The organism is Kocuria coralli, assembly GCF_008831305.1.
GTDB classification, from domain to species: Bacteria; Actinomycetota; Actinomycetes; order Actinomycetales; family Micrococcaceae; genus Kocuria; species Kocuria coralli.
The window spans coordinates 17,083-42,811 of record NZ_ML708617.1 but is presented as its reverse complement, the minus strand read 5'-3'; the positions used below and the strand labels follow the sequence as shown (position 1 = coordinate 42,811).

Annotated in this window: 23 protein-coding genes; 5 read left to right on the top strand and 18 right to left on the bottom strand. The window is 69.5% G+C overall.

Going from position 1 to position 25,729, the window contains the following annotated elements; genetic code table 11:
* Positions 1 to 15: 15 nt before the first annotated feature.
* From FCK90_RS08145 to FCK90_RS08135, 3 genes are read right to left on the bottom strand one after another with little or no spacing between them, the layout of a single operon-like run.
* Positions 16 to 1,272: an arginine deiminase gene (locus tag FCK90_RS08145; RefSeq protein WP_158033812.1), complete on the bottom strand. Its 1,257-nt coding sequence runs from the start codon at positions 1,270 to 1,272 to the stop codon at positions 16 to 18.
* An 18-nt stretch (positions 1,273 to 1,290) separates the two neighbouring features.
* The gene (gene ctlX, locus FCK90_RS08140) at positions 1,291 to 2,265 is read right to left on the bottom strand and encodes a citrulline utilization hydrolase CtlX (protein ID WP_158033811.1); all 975 of its coding nucleotides are present in this window, start codon (positions 2,263 to 2,265) and stop codon (positions 1,291 to 1,293) included.
* A 5-nt stretch (positions 2,266 to 2,270) separates the two neighbouring features.
* Positions 2,271 to 3,308 (bottom strand): ornithine cyclodeaminase, encoded by a 1,038-nt coding sequence (locus tag FCK90_RS08135; protein ID WP_158033810.1) that lies wholly within the window; start codon positions 3,306 to 3,308, stop codon positions 2,271 to 2,273.
* 140 nt (positions 3,309 to 3,448) lie between these two features.
* Here FCK90_RS08135 and FCK90_RS08130 point away from each other — a divergent pair, with 140 nt between their 5' ends.
* Positions 3,449 to 3,880 carry an Lrp/AsnC family transcriptional regulator gene (locus tag FCK90_RS08130; RefSeq protein ID WP_158033809.1) on the top strand — a complete coding sequence of 144 codons (432 nt, stop codon included), beginning with the start codon at positions 3,449 to 3,451 and terminating at the stop codon, positions 3,878 to 3,880.
* 1 nt (position 3,881) lies between these two features.
* Here FCK90_RS08130 and FCK90_RS08125 read toward each other — a convergent pair whose 3' ends face one another.
* The 14 genes from FCK90_RS08125 to FCK90_RS08060 all read right to left on the bottom strand — a co-directional run bounded on the left by FCK90_RS08125 (position 3,882) and on the right by FCK90_RS08060 (position 21,648).
* Positions 3,882 to 4,775, bottom strand: a complete 894-nt coding sequence (locus FCK90_RS08125) for a universal stress protein (RefSeq protein WP_181954244.1) — start codon at positions 4,773 to 4,775, stop codon at positions 3,882 to 3,884.
* Positions 4,772 to 6,202: an amino acid permease gene (locus FCK90_RS08120; RefSeq protein WP_158033807.1), complete on the bottom strand. Its 1,431-nt coding sequence runs from the start codon at positions 6,200 to 6,202 to the stop codon at positions 4,772 to 4,774. The genes FCK90_RS08125 and FCK90_RS08120 overlap by 4 nt, the downstream gene beginning before the upstream one ends.
* A gap of 465 nt (positions 6,203 to 6,667) precedes the next feature.
* On the bottom strand, positions 6,668 to 7,780 hold the full coding sequence (locus FCK90_RS08115) for a molybdenum cofactor biosynthesis protein MoaE (protein WP_158033806.1): 1,113 nt from the start codon (positions 7,778 to 7,780) through the stop codon (positions 6,668 to 6,670).
* A complete protein-coding gene (gene moaC / locus FCK90_RS08110) occupies positions 7,777 to 8,280 on the bottom strand; it encodes a cyclic pyranopterin monophosphate synthase MoaC (protein ID WP_158033805.1) in 504 nt (167 codons plus the stop codon). The genes FCK90_RS08115 and moaC overlap by 4 nt, the downstream gene beginning before the upstream one ends.
* A gap of 116 nt (positions 8,281 to 8,396) precedes the next feature.
* Positions 8,397 to 9,638 (bottom strand): MFS transporter, encoded by a 1,242-nt coding sequence (locus FCK90_RS08105; protein WP_158033804.1) that lies wholly within the window; start codon positions 9,636 to 9,638, stop codon positions 8,397 to 8,399.
* A 56-nt stretch (positions 9,639 to 9,694) separates the two neighbouring features.
* A complete protein-coding gene (gene narI / locus FCK90_RS08100) occupies positions 9,695 to 10,504 on the bottom strand; it encodes a respiratory nitrate reductase subunit gamma (protein WP_158033803.1) in 810 nt (269 codons plus the stop codon).
* Positions 10,501 to 11,277, bottom strand: coding sequence for a nitrate reductase molybdenum cofactor assembly chaperone (narJ, locus tag FCK90_RS08095; RefSeq protein WP_158033802.1), 777 nt, complete (start codon positions 11,275 to 11,277; stop codon positions 10,501 to 10,503). Before narJ ends, narI begins: the two co-directional genes overlap by 4 nt.
* Positions 11,274 to 12,950, bottom strand: a complete 1,677-nt coding sequence (gene narH, locus FCK90_RS08090; RefSeq protein WP_158033801.1) for a nitrate reductase subunit beta — start codon at positions 12,948 to 12,950, stop codon at positions 11,274 to 11,276. The genes narJ and narH overlap by 4 nt, the downstream gene beginning before the upstream one ends.
* A complete protein-coding gene (locus tag FCK90_RS08085; protein WP_158033800.1) occupies positions 12,950 to 16,723 on the bottom strand; it encodes a nitrate reductase subunit alpha in 3,774 nt (1,257 codons plus the stop codon). Before FCK90_RS08085 ends, narH begins: the two co-directional genes overlap by 1 nt.
* A gap of 32 nt (positions 16,724 to 16,755) precedes the next feature.
* Positions 16,756 to 18,120 carry an IS1380 family transposase gene (locus FCK90_RS08080; RefSeq protein WP_158033799.1) on the bottom strand — a complete coding sequence of 455 codons (1,365 nt, stop codon included), beginning with the start codon at positions 18,118 to 18,120 and terminating at the stop codon, positions 16,756 to 16,758.
* A gap of 387 nt (positions 18,121 to 18,507) precedes the next feature.
* Positions 18,508 to 18,951, bottom strand: a complete 444-nt coding sequence (locus FCK90_RS08075) for a hypothetical protein (RefSeq protein ID WP_158033798.1) — start codon at positions 18,949 to 18,951, stop codon at positions 18,508 to 18,510.
* Positions 18,952 to 19,060: 109 nt separating this feature from the next.
* Positions 19,061 to 19,840, bottom strand: a complete 780-nt coding sequence (locus FCK90_RS08070) for a hypothetical protein (protein WP_158033797.1) — start codon at positions 19,838 to 19,840, stop codon at positions 19,061 to 19,063.
* Positions 19,837 to 20,202: a PadR family transcriptional regulator gene (locus FCK90_RS08065; RefSeq protein ID WP_158033796.1), complete on the bottom strand. Its 366-nt coding sequence runs from the start codon at positions 20,200 to 20,202 to the stop codon at positions 19,837 to 19,839. The genes FCK90_RS08070 and FCK90_RS08065 overlap by 4 nt, the downstream gene beginning before the upstream one ends.
* A 117-nt stretch (positions 20,203 to 20,319) precedes the next feature.
* A complete protein-coding gene (locus FCK90_RS08060; protein WP_181954243.1) occupies positions 20,320 to 21,648 on the bottom strand; it encodes a molybdopterin molybdotransferase MoeA in 1,329 nt (442 codons plus the stop codon).
* A gap of 119 nt (positions 21,649 to 21,767) precedes the next feature.
* Between FCK90_RS08060 and moaA the strand changes: the two genes are divergently transcribed.
* Genes moaA through FCK90_RS08040 form a run of 4 tightly spaced genes read left to right on the top strand, consistent with a single transcriptional unit; the run spans position 21,768 to position 25,183 of the window.
* Positions 21,768 to 22,892: a GTP 3',8-cyclase MoaA gene (moaA, locus tag FCK90_RS08055; RefSeq protein ID WP_158033910.1), complete on the top strand. Its 1,125-nt coding sequence runs from the start codon at positions 21,768 to 21,770 to the stop codon at positions 22,890 to 22,892.
* Positions 22,893 to 22,894: 2 nt separating this feature from the next.
* Positions 22,895 to 23,170 (top strand): ubiquitin family protein, encoded by a 276-nt coding sequence (locus FCK90_RS08050; RefSeq protein ID WP_158033794.1) that lies wholly within the window; start codon positions 22,895 to 22,897, stop codon positions 23,168 to 23,170.
* Positions 23,171 to 23,174: 4 nt separating this feature from the next.
* Entirely contained in the window at positions 23,175 to 23,789 is a 615-nt protein-coding gene (gene mobA, locus FCK90_RS08045) for a molybdenum cofactor guanylyltransferase (RefSeq protein ID WP_158033793.1), read from the top strand.
* A 35-nt stretch (positions 23,790 to 23,824) separates the two neighbouring features.
* Positions 23,825 to 25,183: a molybdopterin molybdotransferase MoeA gene (locus FCK90_RS08040; protein ID WP_158033792.1), complete on the top strand. Its 1,359-nt coding sequence runs from the start codon at positions 23,825 to 23,827 to the stop codon at positions 25,181 to 25,183.
* Positions 25,184 to 25,207: 24 nt separating this feature from the next.
* Here FCK90_RS08040 and FCK90_RS08035 read toward each other — a convergent pair whose 3' ends face one another.
* Positions 25,208 to 25,708 (bottom strand): DUF456 domain-containing protein, encoded by a 501-nt coding sequence (locus FCK90_RS08035; RefSeq protein ID WP_158033791.1) that lies wholly within the window; start codon positions 25,706 to 25,708, stop codon positions 25,208 to 25,210.
* Between the last annotated feature and the right edge of the window lie 21 nt (positions 25,709 to 25,729).

Sequence of the window (25,729 nt, the reverse complement as noted above, 5' to 3'; positions counted from 1 at the left end):
GGGAGTGCGGCTCCGTCAGCTCACCGGGTCGCGCAGCAGCGGCCCCGTCATGCAGTGCCCGCCGCCCCGGCCGCGGCCGAGTTCGGCTCCCGCGATCGTATGCACCGTGATCCCAGCCTGGGTGAGCAGGTCGTTGGTCACCGTGTTGCGGTCGTAGGCGAAGACCTCTCCCGGCCGCAGCGCGACGACGTTGTTGGCGCTGTCCCACTGCTGGCGCTCCGTGGAGTAGGCGTCGCCTCCCGTGTCGACCACGCGCAGCTGGTCGGTGCCGATCGCCCTGGCGATGACATCCAGCAGCGGCTCCGACTCGGCGGTCACGTGCAGCCCGTTCTGCAGGCCCGGCCGCAGCGTGAACGGCCGGATGTCGTCGACGATCGAGCGGTAGACGGTGACCACGTCCCGGTCTGCGAAGGTGAGGATCGTGTCGAGGTGCATGGCGGCCCTCATCCGCGGCATGCCGGCCACGATCACCCGCTCGGCCTGTCCGGTGTCGAACAGCCGCGCGGCCACCTGCGTGATCGCCTGCTGGGAGGTCCGCTCGCTCATGCCGATGACGACCACGCCGCCGCCGAGCACCAGGACGTCGCCGCCCTCGACCGTCGCCGGGCCCCAGTCGCGCTCGGGGTCCCCCCAGACGATGTTCCGGCTCGCCTGCATGAACTGCGGATGGAACTCGTAGACCGCCTTCATGAGCAGCGTCTCGTTGCGCCGCGCGGGCCAGTACAGCGGGTTGAGAGTGAGCGCCTCGCCCACCCAGGTCGTCGTGTCCCGGGTGTAGAGCATGTTGGGCAGGGGCGGCATCACGTACGAGGTGGGCGCCCCCGCCGGCGTCGCCCGATCGAGCGAGAGGGTCCAGGCCGACTCGGGCAGATCGTGCACGGCCAGGCCACCGATGAGATGCTCGGCGAGCGTCCGGTCGTCGAGCCCCTCGAGGAAGCCCCGCACCTCGTCGACGAGCAGCAGCCCGACGTCGTCGGGGGTGACCTTGCGGTCGAGCACCCAATCCCGCGCTCCGGGCTCGGCCAGGGTCGCCGCGAGCACATCGTGCAGTTCGCACACCTCGACACCCTCGGCCATCAGGTGGGCGACGAACGCCCGGTGGTCCTCCCGGGCGCGAGCGACCCAGAGGACGTCGTCGAACAAGAGTTCGTGGCTGTTGCTCGGCGTCAGCCGGTGGTGCGCCAGGCTCGGCTCGCACACCAGCACCCGGCGCAGCTGGCCGACCTCCGAGTGGACACCGAACGAGGGGGCGGGATTCTGAGCGGACGTCATGATCTGCCTCGTCTTTCTTCAGGAAGGGACGACAGCTACGTCGTCGGCTGTATTCAGGGCGGGTGCGGGGTTGGTGGTCGGCACGGACCGCGGATCGAGGTGGATGCCGGCGATCATACAGCGCACCGAGCCGCCGGCGAGCTCGATCGGGGCGATGTCGACGGTCAGCAGATCGCACGAGGACTCGATCACGGCCAGCTGCGAGGGGCTCAGGCTCGCGGCGGCCCGGGCGGAGATCGCCAGCAGGCGCCGCGGTCCGCGGCCTCGCAGCTCGATCGCGTTGCCCGCGAACTCCCGGACCTGCGTGAGCGTCAGGGGCAGCACCGTCCGCCCGCTCGCCTCGAGGCGATGGGTGATGTCCGCGCGGCGGACGGGATCGACGATCGACTCCAGGCACACGAGCGCGAAGTCGGTCGCGATGCACATCATGACGTTGGTGTGGTAGATCGGCCGGCCCTCGGAGTCGAGGGCGTCGAAGAGCTCGGACTCATACCCGAACGTCGTGCAGAAGCGTTCGAGCAGGAGCGGGTCGGACCGCAGCGACCGGGCGGCATAGGCCACCCGGGCGCTGTGGTCGAGGACCATGGCCCCGGTGCCCTCGAGGTAGAGCCGCTCCGGCTCGAATCCCGAGTAGTCCACGACCTCCTGCACCCTGTAGGAGTGCTTGAGGAAGTCGATCACGTCCGCACGGCGCTCGCCGCGGCGGTTGGCGGCGAACATCGGGTAGACGGCGATCCGCCCGCCGTGGTGCGTGCTGAACCAGTTGTTCGGGAAGACGCTGTCCGGGTGGGCCCCCGTGTCGTCCTCGAACAGGTGCACCAGGACCCCAGCCTCGGACAGGCGCCGGGCGAGTTCCGTCGAGGCCTGGTACGCGGCCACCGCCACGCTGCTCGGCGCCGTCCGCTGGAAGGCGTTGTCCGCCGCGGTCTGCGGATTGGGGTGGAAGCGGTGCGGCCGGACCAGCACCACCGCGTTCGGCGCCTGAACCGACACCCGGGTCACCCCAGTCGAACCGTCGAGTTCGCTCCCGCGGCGACGAGTGCGAAGAGGTCCTTGGGGTCGGCCGGTTCGGCGATCAGATCGACGTCGGCCGCCTCCCCTTCGCCCAGGTCGCTGTCGAGGTAGCACAGGGCCGAGTAGTCCTCGATGGCGAATCCCACGGAGTCGAAGACCGTGATCTGCTCCGCCGAGGTCCTGCCCGGCTCCTCGCCTCGCAGGACCCGCCACAGCTCGGTCACGGGGAAGTCCTCGGGCAGCTGCTGGATCTCGCCTTCGATACGCGTCTGCTCGGGGTATTCGACGAACACGTCCGCCCGGTGCAGGATGGCCGCCTCCAGCTCGGTCTTGCCCGGGCAGTCGCCGCCGATCGCGTTGACGTGCATCCCCGGCCGGACCATGTCGTCGGTCAGCACGGTGGCATAGGCCTTGTCCGCGGTGCAGGTGGTGACGATGTCGGCGCCGTCGCAGGCCTCGGCCCCGTCCGACGCGCGGTGGACGGAGAACCCCAGCGGCCGCATGTTGCGCTCGAACGTGTCCATCGCGCGGGGATCGGTGTCCCAGATGCGCACGCTGTCGATCCCGAGCAGCGCGCGGAAGGCCAGCGCCTGGAACTCGGCCTGGCTGCCCGTTCCGATGAGGGCCATGACCTGAGAGTCGGGCCGGGCCAGGGTGCGGGCGATGAGCGCCGACGTCGCGGCGGTCCGCAGCGCCGTCAGGATGGTCATCTCGCTCCACAGCACCGGATAGCCGCTGGCGACGTCGGCGAGGACGCCGAAGGCGGTGACGGTCTGCAGGCCGGCGGCGGGGTTGCCGGGGTGCCCGTTGACGAACTTGAAGGAGTACCGGCGGGAGTCGCTGACGGGCATGAGCTCGACGACTCCCCCGGGCGAATGACTGGCCACGCGGGCCTGGGTGTCGAATTCGGGCCAGCGGCGGAAGTCGCTCTCGATCCTCTCGGCGATACCGCGTATGACCGTCTCGACGCCCCTCTCCTCGACCCAGTGACGCATCCGTGGAACATCGACGAACCGGACCATGGCGACTCCTCCTCAATGAGTGCTCGGTGACTGAGAACCCCACGGTACGGACCGCCCGAGTTCAGATTCAATAAGCAAGACAGAGCATTTTTATCTGAACCTAGCTTTTATGCTCTTCATAAATATACAATCTGGTCACTATGAGCATTGATGACCTGGACCGCCAGCTGATCTCCCTCCTGCGCGCCAACGGACGGGAGTCGGTCGTCAACCTGGCCAAGAGGCTGGGAGTCACTCGCGCGACCGTCAACGCGCGCCTGGACCGGCTCATCGACAGCGGCGTCATCGTCGGGTTCTCGGTCCGCGTCCGCGACCCGGCCGACGTCTCCGCGGTCCGGGCGATCATGCTGGTCGCCGTCGAAGGGCGCAATACCGGTGAGGTGATCCGCGCCCTGCGGGGCGTGCCCGAGATCGCCGCGTTGCACACGACGAACGGCCGGTGGGACCTGATCGCGGAGATCAGCTGCGAGAACCTCGCCGCCTTCGACAACGCCCTCGGCGTGATCCGCGGGATCACGGGCATCCGCGACAGTGAGACGAGCATCCTGCTCAGCTCCGCCAACGCCCAGTGACTCAGCCGGCGGGCAGCACCAGCACGGGGATCGGGGAATGCCGCACGATCTTCGTCGCGCTCGAGCCGAGGAACACCTGGGACAGCGTTCCGTGGGGTTTCGACCCGAGGATCAGAAGGCCGGCGTCGTCCCAGGCGATGGAATCCATGGCCGCGCGCCAGCCGTGACCGAGCCCGACGACGGTCTCCACGTCGTCGGCGATCACGCCGGCCCCGCGCCATCTGGCGAACAGGGTCTCGGCGTGTTCGCGCGCCGCATCGGCGAGCTCGTCCTCGACGCCGTAGCCCACGTAAGACGGATACATCGTGCCGAGCCGCACGGCGAAGGTCACGAGCCTCAGCGGCACCCCCGCACGGCCGGCCAGGTAGGCGGCCATCGCGATGATCGCGGCGTCCGCCTCGGCGTCGTGCTCCGTCACGGCACAGGTGATGCTGGAGAACCCCTGGCCCGGCCCCGGCCCCTCGTAACCGCGCGGTGCGATCGCCACGGGGAGCCGGGCGGAGTGGACGAGCGAATCGCTGGTCGATCCCAGCTCGACCCATCCGCGCCGGCCGTCCTCGCAGGAACCCACGACGACGACCGACGCCGAGGTCTCCTCGGCGATCGACAGGAGCGCGGAGGATGCGGAACGGTGATCGACCCGGCGATAGGAGACCGGCAGCTCGGGGGCGAGGCGCTCGAGGGCGGACCGGGCCTCCGCGAGGGTCTCGTCGCCCTGCTGCTCGGCCCATTGGGCGAACTCGGCGTCCACCCGGGCCAGTGACGGCACGTTCCAACGGGGAGGCGTGACCGTGGCGACCAGGAGGTTCTCGTCGAGGGCCGTGGCGACGGCCGACGCGAGTTCCAGGACCCCCGACAGACGATGCCCCGGTGCGTATCCGGCCAGAACCGTCACAGCTCGGCCTCCTTCGGCCTCTCCTCGGCAGGTGTGTTCAGCTTGCTGTGCTTGCGGCCCCAGAAGAAGTAGAACGCGAGCACGACGCAGAGCCAGGCCAGGAACCACACGTACGTGGTCCACTGCAGTCCCGAGAGGATGTAGACGCAGGTGGCGATCGACAGCAGCGGCAGCACGGGGTAGAGCGGAACCTTGAACCCGCGCGGCAGGTCCGGGTGCTTGACCCGGAGCACGATGACGCCGACGGCGACGACGATGAATGCGACCAGGGTGCCGATCGAGACCAGGTCCCACAGACTGGACAGGGGGACGAATCCGGCCAGCAGGGCGATCACCGCTGCGACGACGATCGTATTGAAGACCGGCGTCTGGGTCTTCGGCGAGACCTTGGCGAAGGCCTTGGGAAGCAGGCCGTCCCGTCCGATCGCGAACAGGATGCGGGTCTGGCCGTACATGACGACGAGCGTCACCGAGAAGATCGAGATCACGGCGCCGGCCGCGAGGATCACGGCGGGCCAGGTGGAGCCCACGACCCGTTCGATGATGACCGCCAGCCCGGCGTGGCTCTGGTCCGGATCCGAGAATGACTGCCACGGCTGAGTGCCGAGTGCCGCGATGGCGACGAACAGGTAGACCGCGACCACGGTGATCAGAGCCACGATCAACGCGCGCGGCAGCGTCTTCTGCGGGTTCTTCACCTCGTCGCCCGCTGTCGATACGGCGTCCAGCCCGATGAAGGTGAAGAAGATGGTGCCGGCCGCGGCCGTGACGCCCGAAGCCCCCATCGGGGCGAAGTCCGCGAAATTGTCAGCGTTGAACGCGGTGAAGGCGATCGCGCCGAACATGATCAGCACGCCGAGCTTGATGAGCACCATGATCGCGTTCACGACCGCCGACTCGCTCGTTCCGCGGATCAGCAGCAGGGCGCAGAGGCTTACCAGGACGACGGCGGGGAGGTTGATGATCCCGCCCTCGAAGGGTCCCGCCGTGATCATCGCGGGAATCTGCCACCCGAAGAGGTCCATGAGCAGCCGACTCAGATAGTCGCTCCAGCCGACGGAGACCGCTGACGTGGAGACGCCGTACTCCAGCAGCAGGCAGGCGGCCACGCCCATGGCCACGACCTCCCCGAGCGTGGCGTACGCATAGGAGTAGGTGGATCCCGAGACGGGCACGGCGGAGGCCATCTCCGCGTAGCAGAGGGCGGAGAGCCCCGCCGCCAGGCCGGCCAGGATGAACGAGAGCACGACGGCGGGTCCGGCCAGAGGGGTGGCCTCGTGCATGACGAAGAAGACGCCCGTACCGACGGTCGCGCCGACGCCGAACATCGCCAGCTGGAACGTGCCGATCCGGCGTTCGAGACCGCCGGGCGCCGCCGCCGGCGGGGTGATGGGCTTTCGCCGCATGAGCTGGTGCGCGAGGGACATCAGAACTCCTTCTGGAGCGAGTCGGCCGACGCCGTCGCCCGGTGGCGACCGTCATCGTCGGTGGGGCCAGGGCCCTCTAACAAAGCGACCAGGCAGTGTTCCCCGGACGTTACTCATCTCTGGTTTTGAGAAACAGTAGCGGGACTCTAAGCGCATTGACAATAAGCTATATGTACGGAATGTTAAAAAATACCTCATTCAGTCCTCTCTGACTGAACATTCTGCTGAGGCCGCTCAAAGGTGATTGCTTCCCAGCTTTCACAGCCCACGCCTTCTTAACATCGCAATTCATATTCCATGCGGATGCGGCCGATCACCGGGCCGGAGAAATACGAGGCCGTTTCACCGCTGCCATGAGGCGATGCCGCCCTCCAGATGCAGGGCCCGCCGACCGGAGCCCGTCAGAGAGTCCGCCTCGCGCCCGGGCGGCCAGCGGCGGGCCCGGTTCGACCAGCGCCGGCAGGCTCACAGGTTCACCCATTCGCGCGTGCCGTCGCCCAGGTGCTGTTCCTTCCAGATCGGCACCTTCTCCTTGATGCGGTCCACCAGCGCGTCGCAGACCTCGAACGCCCGCTTGCGGTGGGAGGCAGCCACGGCCACTTCCAGGGCCGAGTCCCCCACGAGCAGGCGCCCGGTGCGGTGCTCGGCGACGATCCTCACCCCGGTGAACTCCTGCGCGACCTCGTCGCAGACCCTCAGCAGCACGTTCTGCGCAGTGGGATGGGCGGTGTAGTCGAGCTGGGTGACGGGCCGGCCGCCGTCGTGGTCCCGGATGATGCCGCTGAAGGCCACGACGGCGCCCGTCGTCCGGGAGGACGCGGCCGCCTGAATCTCGGCGGCGTCCAGCCGCCGTTCCGTGACCCGTGCGGTGACCACCACGGACGGCGCGGTGTCGACCGGATGGTCTCCGTGGACGCCGTGCGGCTGGTAGCCGGCGCTCGGCGCCTGGGGCGCAGACGGAAGGCCGACGGGATCAGCGGTGGGCGCCCGATGCCCCGCGTCACGGTGCCCGTCGAGCTGCTGGGTGACGTGGTCCAGGAGGGGCAGCACGACGCTGAGACCGTCCTTGACGCCGCCTCGCGAGCCCGGCAGGTCGACCACCAGGGTCTTGCCCGCTACGCCCGCCGCCCCTCGCGAGAGCACCGCAGTGTGAAGCTTCTTGAGTCCTTCGGCCCAGATCGCGTGCATGACGCCGGGCAGCTCGCGGTCGAGGTACTCGCGGGTGATCTCCGGGGTGAGATCGTCCGGCATCAGCCCGGTCCCCCCGGAGATCACCATCAGGTCGGGGCGCTGCGCAGCGGGGAGCTCGCGCAGATGGTGATGCACCTGCGCCCTCACCGGCTCCCCGTCAGCCACCACGATCGGATCCGGGCATTCATGACCGGCCTCGCGGATCATCTGGACGGCGGTGGGCCCCGACTTGTCCGGATACACCCCGGCCGCGGCACGGGTGGAGGCCACGAGCACCACCGCGTGGTACGTGCCCGTCCGCTCGGCGTGAGCCCGCGTCTCGTGGGACTCGTCGCTCCCCCCGGCGGTGGCCGGCTGCCGAGTCTGGTCGAAGGGCTGGTCGCTCATGCGTCCTCCCGCTGCCAGTCCCCGGATTTACCCCCGGATTTCGCCAGCACCCTGGTGCCGTCGATCTCCGCGAACTTGTCCACCGCCTTGATCATGTCGTACAGGCTCAGCGCGGCCACGGAGACCGCTGTCAGCGCCTCCATCTCCACGCCGGTCACCCCGCGAGTCCTGACGACTGCGGTGACCTCGACCGCGGCATCACGGCGGACGAAATCCACGGTGACCTTGCTGATCGGAAGGGGATGGCACAGCGGGATCAGCTCGGGGGTCTTCTTGGCGGCCATGATGCCCGCGACCCGGGCCACGGGCAGGGCATCGCCCTTGGGCAGGTCCGCCGAGAAGATCATTCCCACGACCTCCGGGCGGGTCCTCAGCACGGCCACGGCCGTGGCCTGCCGGACCGTCTCCTCCTTGCCGGAGACGTCGACCATGTGCGCCGAACCGTCGGGGCGCACATGGGTCAGGCCTGCCGGGTCGGGGTCTGGGGATCGAGATGCCACGTGCTCTCCCGGGGTGTCGGCGTCGTCAGGGAAATCGTCAGGGGACGGGAAGGACTATATGAGTCGGGACGAGCGGCCGGTGACCGAACGCCCGTCCCCCAGCCTAGAACGCCGCGCTAAGCGGCCGCCGCAGTGCGCTCGTCCACCCGGCCGCCGTTGCGGAGGATGAAACAGGTGATCAGGCCCAGGAGGCAGAACATGGCCAGCAGGCTCAGCCCCACGAAGTACGAGTTCTGGGCCTCGTTGTAGGTCGCTCCCATGACCAAGGGCGGGAAATAGCCGCCCAGGCCGCCGGCCGCGGCGATGATGCCCGACACCGTGCCGACGGTGCGCGGCTGGGAGGCGCGGGCCACCCAGGCGAACACGCCACCGGTTCCCAGCCCCAGGAACATCGCCATGAGAACGAAGACCGGGCCGTAGACCTGCTCGGCCGAGGGCTGGAGGGCGACGACGACGGCCAGGATGCCGGCCCCCGCGTAGGAGACGATGGACACCAGCTTGGGGCCGACCTTGTCGGCCAGGGTGCCGCCGATCGGGCGGGCGACCACGGCTGCGGCCGCGAACCCCGCGGTGCGCGTCCCGGCGCCCGTGGCGTCGAAGTCGTACACGTTGCCCAGGTAGGTGGGCAGGTAGTTCGAGAAGGCCACGAACGCCCCGAACACGATGGCGTACATGAAGCACAGCAGCCAGGTCTCCTTCAGGGAGAAGGCGTCCTTGAGCTTGGGCAGCATGGGAGCGGGTTCCACGCCCCGGCGCGAGGGCGACTCGCGCAGCATCAGCCAGCAGATGACGGCCATGGCCGCCACGAGCACCGCGATCAGGACGTGGGCACCCATGTAGCCCATGGCGTTGACCAGGCGCGGGGTGAAGAACGCGGAGACCGCGGTGCCCACCATGCCCGCGCCGAAGACGCCGGTGGCGAAGCCCTTGCGATGCGCTTCGTACCAGGACGAGCAGAACGGGATGCCGATGGCGAAGACCGTGCCCGCGATGCCCAGGAAGAAGGAGACGAGCACCAGGAGCCCGAAGTTGTCCATCTGGCCCACGAACGCCGTGAGCAGCACCAACGGTGCCGTGATGCCGAGGATCGCCGTGAACATGACCCGTCCGCCGTAGCGATCGGTGAGCGCGCCGACCGGCACGCGCGCCACGGCTCCCACCAGGATCGGCATGGCCACCAGGATGGAGGTCTGGCCCGCCCCCAGATCCATGTCGGCCGAGTAGGTCTTGGCGAGCGGGCCGATGATGGTCCAGGCCCAGAAGCCCATGGTCGATGCCAGGGTGGCCAGCAGGAGGTTGCGGGTCTGGCCGGCCTTGAGCTCCGCGGCCAGGGCGGAGTCGGTCTGTGATGCGGACATGCTCGTAGTGCTCCTTTGAAGGGTTTCCGCTCGGGCGCGTGAGGCGGCGGGGACGGCTAGCGGCCGGAGGAGGACTTCTCCCGGCGAGAGGACCCACCCTGCCGGCGTCCGGTGCCGTCCCGGTCCCGGGTGCCCACCGGGTCCCAGCCGCGCCGCACGGGGACCGAGCCGGACCGGGATGCGCCGTCGCGCGAGCGGTAGACGATGTAGGGCCGGAACAGGTAGTGCACCGGCGCCGTGAAGGCGTGCACCAGGCGGGTGAACGGCCAGGCCATGAACAGCACGAAGGCGAAGAGGACGTGCACCTTGAACGACAGCCCGGCCTCGGCCATCGCACCGACGTCCGGCTGCAGGATCCAGATGGAACGGAACCAGGGCGAGACGGTGTCCCGGTAGCTGGTCTCGCTGGTGTCCCACAGGGACAGGACCGTGGTGGCCAGCCCGGCGGTCAAGGTGGCCACCAGCAGCACGTACATGATCTTGTCGTTGGTCGTGGTGGCCATGAAGACGGGCCCGGTCGTACGACGGCGGTAGATCAGCAGGGCCAGTCCCAGGAACGTGCCGACCCCCGCGAAGATGCCGATGGACAGGGCGAGCACGTGATACATGTGCTCCGTGACCCCGGCGGCGTCGGTCCACGACTTGGGGATCACCAGGCCGACGATGTGCCCCACGAGCACGGCCAGGATGCCGAAGTGGAACAGCGGGGAGGCGATGCGCAGCATGCGGGACTCGTAGAGCTGCGAGGACCGGGTGGTCCAGCCGAACTGGTCGTACTTGTACCGCCAGACGGTGCCGCCGATCACGACCAGCAGCACCACGTAGGGCAGCACGCCCCACAGCAGGATGTCGGCGACGGAACTCATGCGGATCCCCTTGTGCTCGGCGAGGCCACGGCCCCGCGTGGATGCGGTGCTGACGAGAGTGCCGTGGCGGGCTCCTGGGTCCGGGGCCCGTCGACCACCGGAAGGAGGCGCGGGTCGAACGGCTGGAGGCCCACGGTCTCGACGGGCGGCCCGTAACCGGCCATCTTCATGACGGCGTCGCGGTCCTCCGGCGACGGTCCCGGCAGCGTGGAGCAGACCAGTTCGATCACCCCCAGCTGGGGCAGGGCGTCGTCGCGCAGGGCGAGCCGCAGCAGCTCCAGGGACGGCCGGTAGCGCTGCAGCAGCTGCGCCCCGTCCTCCGGGTTGATCAGGGCGGCGAACTCCAGGACCACGGGAAGATGGTCCGGCAGCTCCGAGTCGTCGAGCTCACGGCCGTTCTCCCGGTACATCTGCTTGAAGGCCAGCAGGGCCTCGCCGCGCCGCCGGGTGTCCCCGTCCGTCCAGTAGGTCAGGTGCAGCGGATGGCGGCGGGAGAGGTCGAACTCCTGGACGTAGTCGCCCTGGACCTCGGCCAGGGGACGCTCCGTGAGCCACGAGACCAGCGGCCCGATGGCCCCGGTGTCGGCTCCGACCTCGACGAGCGCTTCCCGGATGGACGGAAGCCGGCGGATGAGCTCGTCGTCCGGGTAACCCAGCAGCAGCGCCGCCGACTGGCGGATGACCGCTGAACGCCGCGGGGTCGTGTCCTCCCACGACCCGGTGTCGACCGTGCCCTTGCCCGCCAGGCCGAAGAGGCGTGCGAGGCGGCTCATCGGGTCCCGCCCTTTTCGCTCTCCCGCGCGGGGAACAAGCCCTCCGGGTTGCCCTGGCCGTCCCAGTTGAGCAGGTTGACCCGCCCGGCCAGCTGGGTGTTGCCCGTGGGATCGTCGGAGGTCTGCCGGATCCGCAGTGCGTTGAAGTTCTCGATCGCCACGGGCGTGGGGCGCCCGGAGGCCTCTCCCAGTCCGCCCATCTGCCCCATGCCCGGTCCGCCGTCGACGTCCAGGGAACAGCCCATCTCCTCCAGCCCGTGCGCCTCCTCGAGGTGGGCGGTGGGGATGACGTACCGCTCGTCGTACTTGGCGATGGCCATCAGCCGGTACATCTGCTGGATCTGGCTTCCGGTCATGCCGACGGACTCGGCGATGGACTCGTCCGGGTCCTGGCCCAGGGTGATGTCACGCATGTAGGAGCGCATGGCAGCCAGTTTGCGCAGCACAGCGGTGACGATCTCCGTGTCCCCCGCGGTGAAGAGCTCCGCCAGGTACTCGACGGGGATGCGCAGCGACTCGATCGCGCCGAAGAGGACGTCGGCGTCCTCGCCGTCGTGGCCCTGGTCGCGCAGGAGGTCCACGATCGGCGACAGCGGCGGGACGTACCAGACCATCGGCATGGTGCGGTACTCGGGGTGCAGCGGGAGGGCCACCTTCAGGTCCTTGGCCAGGGCGTAGACCGGGGACCTCCTGGCGGCCTCCAGCCAGTCCTCCGGGACGCCATCCGCCAGCGCCTGCCGCTGGACCTCGGGATCCCGGGGATCCAGCATGAGCTCCAGCTGGGCTTCGTAGAGGTCCTTCTCGTCCGGGGTGGCGGCGGCCTCGGTGACGCGGTCGGCGTCGTAGAGGAAGATGCCGATGTACCGCATGCGGCCCACGCAGGTCTCGGCGCACACCGTGGGGATGCCGACCTCCACCCGTGGGTAGCAGAAGGTGCACTTCTCGGCCTTGCCCGACTTGTGGTTGTAGTAGATCTTCTTGTACGGGCAGCCCGTGATGCACTGCCGCCACCCGCGGCAGCGGTCCTGGTCCACCAGGACGATCCCGTCCTCCGCCCGCTTGTAGATCGCGCCCGACGGGCAGGAGGCCATGCAGGACGGGTTCAGGCAGTGCTCGCAGATCCGCGGCAGGTAGAACATGAACGTCTTCTCGAACTCGAGCCGGATCTGCTCCTCCGAATCCGAGCGGATCTTCTGCAGGACCGGGTCCTGTTCCTCGGTGGCGGCGGTGCCGCCCAGGTCGTCGTCCCAGTTCGCCGACCATTCGACCTTGGTGTCCTTGCCCGTGATGAGGGACTTGGGCCTGGCGACCGGGAAGTCGTCCGAGGCCGGCGCGGAGACCAGGTTCTCGTAGTCGTAGGTCCAGGGCTCGTAGTAGTCGTCGAGCTCGGGCTGGACCGGCGAGGCGAAGATGCCGAACAGCTTTTGCAGGCGGTTGCCCGACTTCAGCTGCAGGTTCCCCCGGCGGTTCAGGGTCCACCCGCCCCGCCACTTCTCCTGGTCCTCGTAACGGCGCGGGTAGCCCTGGCCGGGCCGGGTCTCGACGTTGTTGAACCACACGTACTCGGTGCCGGCACGGTTGGTCCAGGCTTGCTTGCACGTCACCGAACAGGTGTGACACCCGATGCACTTGTCGAGGGTCATCACCATGGCGACCTGGGCCATGACTCGCATCAGTACTGAACCTCCTGGGAGCGTTTGCGGACCACGGAGACGATGTCGCGCTGGTTGCCCGTGGGACCGTGGTAGTTGAATGCCCAGGACTGCTGGGCGTAGCCCCCGATCATGTGGGTGGGCTTGAGCAGGATCCGGGTCACCGAGTTGTGGATGCCGCCGCGGCGCCCCGTGGCCTCCGACTTCGGGACGTCGATCGTGCGCTCCTGGGCGTGGTGGACGTAGACGACGCCGGCCGGCATGCGATGCGAGACGATGGCGCGCCCCACGAACACCCCGTTGGTGTTCACGCACTCCACCCAGTCGTTGTCCCGGGCCTCGATCAGCTCGGCGTCCTTCGGCGACATCCAGACGCTCGTGCCGCCGCGGGAGAGCGAGAGCATGAACAGGTTGTCCTGGTACTCCGAATGGATCGACCACTTGTTGTGCGGGGTCAGGTAGCGCACGGCCACCGACAGCTCACCGCGCTCCCCCAGCCGGGGTTCGCCGAACAGCGCGTTCATGTTCAGCGGCGGCCGGTAGGTGGGCAGCATCTCCCCCATGTCCTTCATCCAGTCGTGGTCCAGGAAGAAGTGCATCCGTCCGGTCAGCGTGTGGAACGGCTTGAGGCGTTCGATGTTGACCGTGAAAGGGGCGTAGCGGCGGCCGCCGGTCTCCGAACCGGACCATTCCGGTGAGGTGATCACGGGCACGGGCGCCGCCTGGGTGTCCTTGAAGGTGATCCGCTTCTCCTCGGAGCCCAGCGCGAGGTCGTGCAGGTGCTTGCCCACCCGCTTCTCGAGCTTCTTGAAGCCCTGCACGGCCAGTTCCCCGTTGGTGGTTCCCGACAGCGCGAGGATGGCCTCGGCCATGCGGGAGTCGGTGTCGATCGCCGGACGCCCCGCAGCGGCTCCCGAGTCGTACACGCCGTGCTGGCGCGCCAGGCGCTCGGTCTCGTGCCCGACGTCGAAGGTGATGTTCTTGGTGGTCAGCCCCAGTTCGTCCGCGAGCGGGCCCACCGCGACGAACTTCTGCCCGATCGCCGTGTAATCCCGCTCGACCACCTTGAACGCCGGAAGGTTCTTCCCCGGGACGGCGGCCAGGTCGGTGCTCTTCCAGTCCGGCGCGTGGCCTCCGGGCTGCCCGATCTCACCGGGGGTGTCGTGCGTCAGCGCCGTGGCGACCACGTCCTTGCGGGTGCCCAGGTGCTCCGGAGACAGCCGCGAGACCTCGTCCGCGAGCAGCCGGAACATCTCCCAGTCCGTCTTGGCCTCCCACGGCGGATTGATCGCCGGGGTGAAGGCGTGCACGTACGGGTGCATGTCGGTCGAGGACAGGTCGTGCTTCTCGTACCAGGTCGCGGCCGGGAACACGATGTCGGAGAGCAGGGTCGAGGAGGTCATGCGGAAGTCCGCGGAGACCAGCAGGTCCAGCTTCCCCTCCGGCGCCCGCTCGTGCCAGGCGACGTCCCGGGGCTTGGAATGCACGTGGTCCTCGCCCATGACGTTGTGATGGGTGCCGAGCAGGTGCTTGAGGAAGTACTCCTCGCCCTTGGCCGAGGAGCCCAGCAGGTTGGAGCGCCACAGCACCAGGGTGCGGGGCCAGTTGCGGGCGTCGTCGGGGTCCTCGACCGCGAAGCGCAGCGTGCCGTCCTTGAGCCGGGCCGCGATCCACTGGCCCTCGGAGTCAGCCTCGCCGGCGGCGACCGCGGCCGTCGCCCGATCCGCGACGTCGAGGGGGTTGTCGAAGAACTGGGGGTAGAACGGCATCCAGCCCAGACGCGTGGACTTGGCGACCACATCCGCGGTGTGCATGCCGTCCAGGTGCCCCTCGGCCAGCGGGGACCGCAGCGACGCCGAGGAGTGACCGTCCTGGCGGAACTGGTCGGTGTGCATGTACCAGAACGCGGTGCCGATCATGAAGCGCGGAGGACGCGACCAGTCGCCGGCCGAGGCCATGGTGGCCCAGCCGGTGATGGGGCGGGCCTTCTCCTGGCCGACGTAATGCGCCCAGCCGCCGCCGTTACGGCCCTGGCAGCCGCACAGCATGAGCAGCGCCAGGATGGCCCGGTACGTGGCGTCGCCGTGGTACCACTGGCAGATCCCGGCCCCCAGGATGATCATCGAACGGCCGTTGGAGACCTCCGCGTTGCGCGAGAACTCGCGGGCCACGCGGATCACGGCTTCGGCGGGTACCGAGGTCACCGCCTCCTGCCAGGCCGGCGTGTACGGGATCGAGACGTCGTCGTAGCCTTCCGCCCAGTCGCCCGGCAGCCCCTCCCGGCCGACGCCGTACTGGGCGAGCATGAGATCGAGCACGGTGGTGACGGTCTTGCCCGCCACCCGGGTCACCGGCACGCCGCGGTGCAGCACGGAGCCCGTGCCGTCGTCGTCCACGAAGGCGGGAAGGGAGACGGGGGACACCGCTCCGTCGTATCCGGCGGTGTCGGCGATGGACAGCGACGGCACCCGGCCCTGGAGGTCGAGGTTCCAGCGGCCCTCGTCCTGCTCGTTGTAGCGGAAGCCCATCGAGCCCTGCGGGATGAACTCCTCCCCCGTCTCGCGATCGAGCAGCACCGTCTTGAACTCCGCGTCCGCCTGATCCGCTGCGCCCAGGTCCGCCGCCGTCAGGAACTTGCCCGGCACCACGGTGCCGTCCTCTCGGGCATCGAGGGAGATCAGGAACGGCAGATCCGTGAACTGCCGGACGTAGTCCTCGAAGAACGGGGTGCGCTGGTCCACGAAGTGCTCCTTGAGCACCACGTGCCCCATCCCCATGGCCAGGGCGGCGTCCGACCCGGCCTGGGCGGGCAGCCACTCGTCGGCGAACTTGGTGTTGTCCGCGTAGTCCGGTGACACGGAGACCACCTTGGTGCCCCGGTACCGCACCTCGGCCATCCAGTGGGCGTCCGGCGTGCGGGTCACCGGGATGTTGGAGCCCCACATCATCAGATAGGTGGCATCCCACCAGTCCCCGGACTCCGGGACGTCGGTCTGATCGCCGAAGACCTGCGGGGAGGCCACGGGAAGGTCCGCGTACCAGTCGTAGAAACTGTTCATCACCCCGCCGATGAGGTTGATGAACCGGGCTCCCGCGGCATGGGAGACCATGGACATGGCGGGGATCGGGGAGAAGCCGATGCAGCGGTCGGGACCGTACCGCGCGATGGTGTGGACGTGGGCGGCCGCCGTCATCTCGACCGCCTCCTGCCAGGAGGCGCGGACCAGGCCGCCCTTGCCCCGCGCCTGCTGGAAGGCGCGGCGCTTCTCGTCGTCGTCCACGATCGAGGCCCAGGCCGCCACCGGGTCCCCGCCGGCCTCGCGCTTGGCGTCGCGGTACATCTCCAGGAGGACCCCCCTGATGTACGGATAGCGCACGCGGGTGGGCGAATAGGTGTACCAGGAGAACGCGGCACCGCGGGGGCAGCCGCGCGGCTCGTACTCCGGCCGGTCCGGACCGACCGAGGGGTAGTCCGTCTCCTGCGCCTCCCACGTGATGATCCCGTCCTTGACGTAGACCTTCCATGAGCACGAGCCCGTGCAATTCACGCCGTGGGTGGAGCGGACCACTTTGTCATGGCTCCAGCGGCTGCGATAGAAGGAATCCCCCGACCGACCGCCTTCGCGGAAGACGGCTCGTCCGTCCTCGGTCTCGTCCCACCGGGAGAAGAATTTCCCCACCTTCAGCCCGGATCCACCACGGTTGATTCCTGATGGGTGGGTTTGGTGGATCGTGATGGGGTCCGGCTCGTGGGCGTGGCTGGGCTGCCGGCTGGCCCGGCTCGTCCACTTCATGGTCCTCGGTCGCGCCCGCTGGGGCTGGGTGGTCAGGTTGTCGAGGTAGGCGGTGGTCCGGTCGCGACGGCGTGCAGGGTCTGCCAGCTCTGGGCCCAGGGCCAGTGGGTCGGTAGGTGGAGGTCGAGTCGTCGGCTGGTGGAGGCGATCCGTGCGGCGACGTGGATGATCTTGCGTCGCAGGCTGGCCCATCGTGCCTTGGCCAGGCCGGCGGCAACGGCGGCGGCGCGGGCCAGGTTGAACGCGATCATGGCGCATGAGACCCAGGCTGCGTTGGCCGTGTACTTGCCCGAGGGTAGGTGGGCCAGCGCGTTGTCCTTCAACTCGGCGATGACCTGCTCGACGATCGCGTGCTCACGGTGACGCCGATCGGCCTCAACCATCGCGAACCCGGAGTTGGTGATGAACGCGTGATGGCGGTAGGTCGCGAACAGCTCGCCCTGCTCGATGCCATCAGATGCCAGTGGTTGGAGTCGCTTCACGCGCCGCACGATCAGCCGGCATCTCACCTGCTGGCTCTTGCGGCGTGCGGTGAACGCGACGAAAGGGACTTCGGCGACCTCGGCGTCGCTGACCCAGCGTTGCTCGGCCTCCTCCCACATGGCGTTGGGGTACTCGATCGCCTTCCACGCGCCTGGGTCGATGCTGGTGATCGCAGCGGTGACGGTCTTGGTCATCCGGGCGGTGACGGAGAACCACGCCCTCTTCCGGATCGCGGTCCCCACGAACGCCCATCCGTAGTAGGCCGAGTCGGCCCGGCACAGGATCTGACCGGTCACCCCGGCCGCCCGGGCGGTGCCGATGGCTTGGGCCAGCAACCTGCCTGCGCCCTTGGCCGAGGCTGTGCTTCCCTTGCGGAGTCTGGCTCGGGCGATCACGGGCGCGGCCAGGGGTGTGGAGATGCTGGCGAGCTGGATGTTCAGTCCCCGCACGCCGCTGTAGCCGTAGGCCGCGGCCTGCTTGGCATACCCGTGGACCTCGCCGATGGTGTCATCGACGTCGATGCACGCGAACCCGTCGGCGGCCTCGCCGCCAGCGATGAGGCCGGGCACCCGGCCGGTCAGGCCCGCGAGGAGATCTCCGCCGATCGCGTCGAGTTGCTGCACGTGTCCGTGGGTGAACGAGCGCAGGAACGTTCCCAACGTCGAGGGTGCCCGGGTCCCGGAGAACAGTCGCGGCATCCCGCCGTGTCGCAACACGTCGAGGTCATCGATGCTGTCCGCGCCGGCGAGCATCCCGGCCACCACGCTGGTCGCCTTCACTGTCGCGTTGGCCGAGGCAACCCCCAACTGGTCATCGAGGAGATCGTGCAGGCCGGCAGATTCCGCTAGCCGCAGCACCGGCACCAAGCCAGCGTCCGACACCACGTTCGGATCATCGAAAACAGGCCGGATCATGTGAGAGGCTTTCACTTACGAGGTGTCCCTTGCTCAGTGTCAGATCGGTCCTTCAGCAAGCCCGATTCTTCCGCCCAGCAAGGGCATTCTCGTTCTACGCCACGCTCACACCGGCACCCTCATCGGTGGATCCAGGTTCAGCAGGGCATTGGAGGCAGGGCCATCGAGGCGGGCAGACTCCTGCCTTTCGCCTCTCGGCGTAGAAGTAGTCATGCCCCCGAGGCTATCCACGGGATATCCGGCCGACTAAAGGGAAAAAGCCGAGTTGCCAGGAATTGCAGAATCCAGGGGAATTACCGGGCCCGATTCGGGGATTTTATACCGGTTTTATTCTGGAGGGCAATTCGCGAACGTTTTCCTGACGTATTCCGCCGGGCCTTTCGGCAATCATCGGCGGGTGGTGCGCCATCCGTCGCCGGGCTCCTCCGGAGCGGCCTCGGCCTGCGCCTCCCGATCCCGATCGAGCGCTCGCTGAGCACGCAGTTCCTTGCCCGACGGGCTCGAGACCACGGCGATCACGGCCTGGGCCACCAGGAGGAGGAAGGCCGCGTAGTAGAGCCAGATGGACGGATAGAACCAGAACATCGCCATCCCCCAGCCCCATGCCGTCAGCAGCGCCACGACGACGGCGAGCAGGCCCAGCCCCAGTTTGACGGTGCTGAACGCGCCCCCCCTGGAGCGCAGCCCGTAGAAGATGCTCAGGCCCGCCAGGAAGATCGGGAAGAAGAGTTCGCCCGTCACCACGATGGCGTCCTGGTGGTAGACGAACCGCCCCAGCGCCTGGACCACCGCGGCGGCGGCGAGCAGAACCGGTGCAATAGCGGACTTCATGCGGAACTTCTCCTGCGGCTGTTCGGTGCGGCTGTTCGGTGCGGCTTGCGGTACGGGCCGGATCCGGGTGCGGCGGACCCGGCCCCCAAGTCTAGGCGGCACCGCCGCCTCAGGCCGCAAGCCAGCCGAAAACTCCCAGGAGGACGTAGGCGACGGGCAGGACCAGCGCGATGTACGGTCCGGCATTCCGGCCCGGCCGCCCCCCAGACCCACGAACCGGGCCGCCGAGGGGTGTTGTCACGGGATCGTCGCGGCGCAAGGCGAGGAACTCCAGGACGCTCAGGACCAGGATGATCGCGAACAGTCCCACGGCCACCACCGAGGCCGGCAAGCTCAGCAGCACCGGCAGCTCCCACTGTCCGGCGAAGGCGGCCCCCACAGCCAAGGCGGTGAAAACCATGGCATAGGGCGCCCCCACGACCCAGGGGCGCCTGACGATCGGGCCCACCAGGACCGGCAGCATCACCAGCATCCCGCCCGCCAGAAGCATGCACACGACCTGGATCGCGTTGTACTCCCACGGCAGGCCCCGAGCCCATCGGGGCACAGCGGAGGTCCCCACCAGGAGCGCCATGACCTGCGCGACGCTCAGCGCCGCCACGGTCCAGACCTCGCCCGGTCGCTCCCGCTCCGACTCCGCGGCGACATCACGCGCATAGTCGGCCGCGTCGCCGAAGGCCTCGGCGGGCGTCTCACCGGACTCGATGCAATGGGTCTCCACCTCGGCCAGGCGGTCGCCGATCACCGCACCCGGCACATCGGCCAGGCGCAGTTCGACGATCAGCTCATCGCACCATGCGCGGTGCACCTGGACGAACCCCCGGTCCCAGGCCTCCTGCGGGACTCCCGCCCCGTCATCGGCCTGCCGGGTATCGCGCGTCGTGTTCACGGTGAAACCTCCTGAGTCGATCGGGTGCGTTCGGCCTGCCCGACGTGGTCCGAGACGATTCCGACGAAGTCGCCCCATTGCCGGCGGGCCGTCTCCAGCTCGAGTCGCCCGTCATGGGTGAGCGCGAAGTACTTCCGCCCCGGACCGCCTTCCCCGGCGCGCCATTCGACGGAGACCAGGCCCTTCTTCTCGAGGCGTGCGAGCAGGGGATAGAGCGTTCCGCCCTTGAGCTCGCCGAATCCGGCGCGGGCGAGGCGGGTGGTGATGGCGTACCCGTAGGTGGGCTCGTCGACCATGGTCTGCAGGACGCACATCTCCAGGACGCCGCGCAGCCATTCGCTCTTGGGGGCTCGTTCGTGCATGACTACATAGTGCCTCTATCTAGCCAGCCTGTCTAGCTACTCGCCGAAACCGGAGTCCGGTCGGCCATCAGCTCCCATGGCCGACCGGACTCCGGTTTCGGCGGGCCTTGTGGAGGGTCAGGGCAGCAGCCGGACGGCCACCTCGGACCCCGCGGGCACGGGGTCGGCACCGGGCGGCAGGATGATCAGCGCATTCGCCCGGGCGGCGGCCGCCAGCAGATGCGAGCCGTAACCGCCGACCCTGCGGACCGCCGAGCCGTCCCAGTGAGCTCGTACCACCCGGGTCCGCCCGGGCAGCGGATGCAGGTCATCGGCGGACGGCACCCGGATCACGACGCGCGGCGGCGGGCCCCCGAGGACCGTGTTCAGTGCTGGATGGAGGAACATCTCGGCCGAGACCCACGTGGATACCGGGTTGCCGGGCAGGCACACGAAGGGGATGCCCTCCACCATGGCCAGCCCCTGCGGTCCGCCGGGCTGCATCGCGACATGCAGGAACTCGCTGAACTCCGCCGCCCCGGGGTCCGAGAGCACCTTGCGGACCACCTCGAAGGCCCCTTCCGAGATCCCTCCCGAGGTGACCCACAGGTCGGCAGCGCGTTCGCCGGCGCGGACCCGCTCGCGGAGGAGGGATCGCAGTGCGGCGTCGTCATCGGGAACGTGAAAGGATCCGACGACCTCGACCGGAGCGCAGGCCAGCGCAGCGCGCAGAATCGCGGCGTTGGCGTCGAAGATCTGCGCGGGGCCTCGGGCCGCCCCCGGCGGGACCACCTCGTCGCCGGTGGTCAGGATGCCCACGCGCAGCGCGGGACGCACGAGCACCTCCCGCAGGCCCAGGGACGCGCAGACACCCACCGCCTGCGCGGTCAGCTCGGTTCCCTCCGCCAGGACGGACGCGCCCGCCCGGACGTCCTCGCCTGCCGGACGGACGAACCGTCCCGCGCTCTGCCCGGCGGGGATCCGCACCGGGCGGCCCGCCGGCTGGAATCCTCCCGGTTCGCACTCCTCGACCGGCACCACGGCATCCGCGCCCGGCGGCATGGGGGCACCGGTCATGACGGGGACCGCCTGACCCGGTTCGAGCTGCGCGGGGACGTGCCCGGCAGGGGCCGGGGCGCCCGCGCGCAGCACCACCGTCGCCCCCGCATCGGCGGCCGTGGCCGCGGCGCTCACCGCGTATCCGTCCATCTGCGAATTGGTGAACGGCGGCAGGTCGACCTCGGCCACGACCTGCCGTGCCAGGACCCGGCCCGTCGCGCGCTCGAGCGGAATCCACTGGGCCTCCCTCTCCGGCCACGGGCCGCGCCGCAGGAGATCCGCGACGGCTCCGGCGTGGTCCTCGATGGAACGCGCCGCTGCGCCATGTGAGCGGCCCCCGGTCCGGGGGCGCCCCTTGCCAGTTGTTCCGGCGCTCGCTTGCGGATGATGGGGATGAGGCGGTGTCATGGAGGCCAGAGTAGTTGGCTCGTAGACTGTCGGTACCGGCGCATGCCGGATACGGCCGGTCACGGATTTATCAGCCAGATCCATGAGGAGAGGTGATCGTGGTGCCCACCGCCCTGGGGATGCCCGCCCTCCGCACGCGGCTGGAGCCCTCACCAGCGGCCCCGTCCCGTGGGCTGGTGGACCGTTTCGGGCGCCGTGCCACGGACCTGCGGATCTCGCTCACCGACAAGTGCAATCTGCGCTGCACCTACTGCATGCCCGCCGCGGGCATGCAGTGGCTGCCCCAGCCGGACCTGCTCACGGCCGCGGAGATCCACCGCCTGGTCCGCGTCGGCGTCGAGCAGCTGGGGGTCCGCGAGCTCCGGCTCACCGGCGGAGAGCCACTCATCCGCCCCGATCTGGAAGAGATCGTCCGGGGGGTCCGCCGTCAGCACCCCGGCCTGCCGATATCGATCACCACGAACGCCATCGGACTGGACAGGCGCGCACGGGGCCTGAAAGACGCCGGGCTGAGCAGGGTGAACGTCTCCCTGGACTCGCTGGACCCCGAGACGTTCCGGCACCTGGCCCGCCGCGACCGGCTGGGAGACGTCATCGAAGGGATCGAGGGCGCCGTGGCCGCCGGGCTGGGGCCGGTCAAGCTCAATGCGGTGCTGATGCGGGGGATCAACGACGCCGAGGCCCCCGGCCTGCTCACCTGGGCGCTCGAGCGCGGGCTCTCCCTGCGGTTCATCGAGCAGATGCCCCTGGATGCCGACCACGGCTGGACCCGCGACGGCATGGTCACGGCCCAGGAGATCCGCGAGATGCTGAGCACCAGGTTCACCCTGTCGCCGCACCCGGCCGAGCGCGATGGCGCCCCGGCAGAGCTGTGGGATGTCCGCGCGGGACCGGGAACGCCCTCCGGTCGCGGCCTCTCCGGCTCGGACGATCGCCCTCTGGGCACGGTGGGCATCATCGCCTCCGTCACCGAGCCCTTCTGCGGTGACTGCAAGCGCACCCGCATCACCGCCGAGGGCGAGGTCCGCTCGTGCCTGTTCTCCCATGAGGAGTTCGGGCTCCGCGATCTTCTACGGGACCCCCTGGAGACGGGGGAATCAGAGACCGACCGCGATCACCGGATCGCGGACCGGTGGCGGGCAGCCATGTGGATCAAGCCCGCGGCCCACGGCATGGACCACGCGGGTCTGGATTCCACGGACTTCGTCCAGCCGGAACGTTCGATGTCAGCGATCGGAGGGTGAGCATGCTGACCATTCGGTTCTTCGCGGCAGCCAAGGCCGCGACGGGAAAGGCCATGGAGCAGATCGACCTGAACCAGCTGGACGGTCCCCCGACCCGGGGGTCCGTGGAGAACCTCCTGATCGAGTGGCACCCCGATCCTCCCGCCGGCGAACCGCCGCTGGTCGAGGTGCTGGCGCGCTGCTCGTTCCTGCTCGACGGGCAGTCCTGCCCCACCCCGGAAGCGGAGATCCACGATGGCGCCACCCTGGACATCCTCCCCCCGTTCGCGGGCGGGTGATTGGATGACGGTTCCGGTTGCCGCGCGTGCGATCGTGCTGGCCGGCGGCCGGTCCTCGCGGCTGGGCGGAACGCCCAAGGCACTCTTCCGCGCCGGTGCCGGCGCGCCGACCCTGGTGGAAGCCGCCGTGAACGACCTGCTGTCCCTGGGAGTGGACGCCGGGGAGGTCGTCGTCGTCGGCCCGCCCTCCCTGCCGAGGATGCCGGTCCGCGTGACCAGGGAGCAACCGCCGTTCTCGGGACCCGCGGCGGGGATCGCAGCGGGTCTGGCGAGCCTGGCGGATGCGGGGGCGTCCGCTCCGTGGACACTGCTCCTGGCGTGCGACATGCCGGGGGCTCGGGAGGCCGTCTCCGCCCTGCTCGCGGCGGCCTCCGGGGCAGAGCCCGGCACCAGGGGCATCGTGGTCAACGACGACGGCCGTCTGCAACCGCTGGCGGGCATCTACCGCACCCCGGAGCTCGAGACCGCTGTAGAAGGGCAGGCCACCGTCGACCGGTCGGTGCGATCGCTGGTAGGAGCGCTGTGGGACCGGCAACTCGAGCTCTCCGGGGCCACCGACGACGTGGACACGTGGGACGATGTCGAGAGGTTCGGATTGATCCCGGGGGCCCATCCCTGAGACCGCCATCCACGACCCGAAGGAGCCGAGCGACGATGACCGACCCCTCGCAGACGCCTCTCCCCGACCCCGCGGGAGACACCACCGTCAAGCACGCCGCCTGGGACCAGGCCCGGTATGCCGCCCATGCGGCGGCCAGGCCCCTGCCGCCGCAATGGCTTCCGCTGCACGAGACCGTGGGCGAGACCCTGGCCGAGGCCGTCACCGCGATGGCACCGGTACCGCACTACTCCTCCTCCGCCATGGACGGCTGGGCCGTGCGCGGCGACGGCCCGTGGGAGATCGTCACACCGCAGCCCGAGGAGGAGGACCCCCGTCTCACCTGGGCGCGCACCGGGGACGAGCCCCTGGGGCGGGTGAAGTCCCTGGGCGATCACCAGGCCACGGCGATCGTGACCGGAGGGCTGGTGCCGGAAGGGACCACCGCGGTGCTGCGCAGCGAATGGGGGAAGGAATCCGAGGGCCGGCTCCGGCTCGGCGACGCGGCCCCCGCAGGTGCTCCGGCCCCGGGTGACCACATCCGCCGGGCCGGGGAGGAGGCCGCGGCGGGCGACGTGCTGCTGTCCGCCGGCTCCCGGCTCAATCCCGCGCACATCGCCTTCGCGGCGGTCGCCGGGCAGGACATGCTGCCCGTTCGACGCCGCCCCCGGGTGACGCTGCTGCTCACCGGCGATGAGGTGGACGAGGCCGGGGTCCCGGAGCCGGGCCGGGTGCGCGATGCCTTCGGCCCGCAGCTTCCGCAGTTCGTCCACCTCCTGGGAGGGCACGTGGATGCCGTGCACCGGCTCGGCGACGACCTGGAGGTCCTCACGGAGCGGCTGACGGTGCCGGAGACCGGCGCGGACTCGATCCTGGATTCCCGGGCCCAGCTGATCATCACCACCGGGGGGACGGGCAGCTCGTCGGTCGACCATCTCCGCAGGGCCCTCGCCGACTCCGGGGCGCACCTGATCGTGGACGAGCTGGCTCTGCGCCCGGGCCACCCGGCCCTGCTGGCCCGCATGCCCGAGGACGGCCCCTTCGTGCTCGGGTTGCCCGGCAATCCCCTGGCCGCCATGACGGCGCTGATGCTGCTGGGCGGTCCGCTGCTGGCGGGGTTCGGCGGGGCGGCGCTGCCCCCGACGACGACCGTGTCCCTCACCGATGCCGTCGATCCCTTCAAGGCCGTGCGGCTCGTGCCCGGGCTCGCCGCCATGTCCTCCGCCGCGCTCGGAGCCGACCCGCTCGCAGCGCACCCGTGGGCCGGCTCCCCGCTGCCCTCCGCCACGGCCCTCGCCTATGCGGGCGCCAGCATGCTGCGCGGATTCTCCCAGGCCAACGTGCTCCTGGTGATCCCGGCGGACGGCGTGCCGAGGGGCGGGACCGTCGTCGCCGTCCCGCTGCCCTGGCTGTGACGGCGGCCGGGTCCGCGACCGGGCTCAGGCGGTGACGAAGAAGACCACCGCGCAGACCACGAAGGCGGAGGCCGCTGCGAGCGCGCAGGTCAGTTCGATCAGGATGCCGATCCCCATGGCCTTGGCGGCCACCCAGGAGGACTCCAGGGCTGCGTTGAAGTTCTTCTGGCGGTAGGTCTCGGAGCCCAGCAGGCCCACGATGAAGCCGATGAACAGCCCGAGGACGGGGATCACGAACAGGCCCACCACGGCGCCGACGACTCCGAACAGCAGGGACCTGTTGGGGATCGCGCGCTTCTTCAGGCGTTGCCCCGTCAGCACCCATGAGGCCGACATCCCGGCGATCGCCAGCATCCCGCCCAGGGCGAGGGCGACCCACCCCTCGACCGACTGCACCACCACGGCCCAGATGATCAGCCCGATCAGGATCGTGATGGATCCGGGCAGGACCGGCAGGATGATGCCGATCGTGCCCACCACGATGAGCACGACCGTCACGATGGTGGCGATGATTTCAGGGGTCATGGCAGCCATTGTCCCCGACCC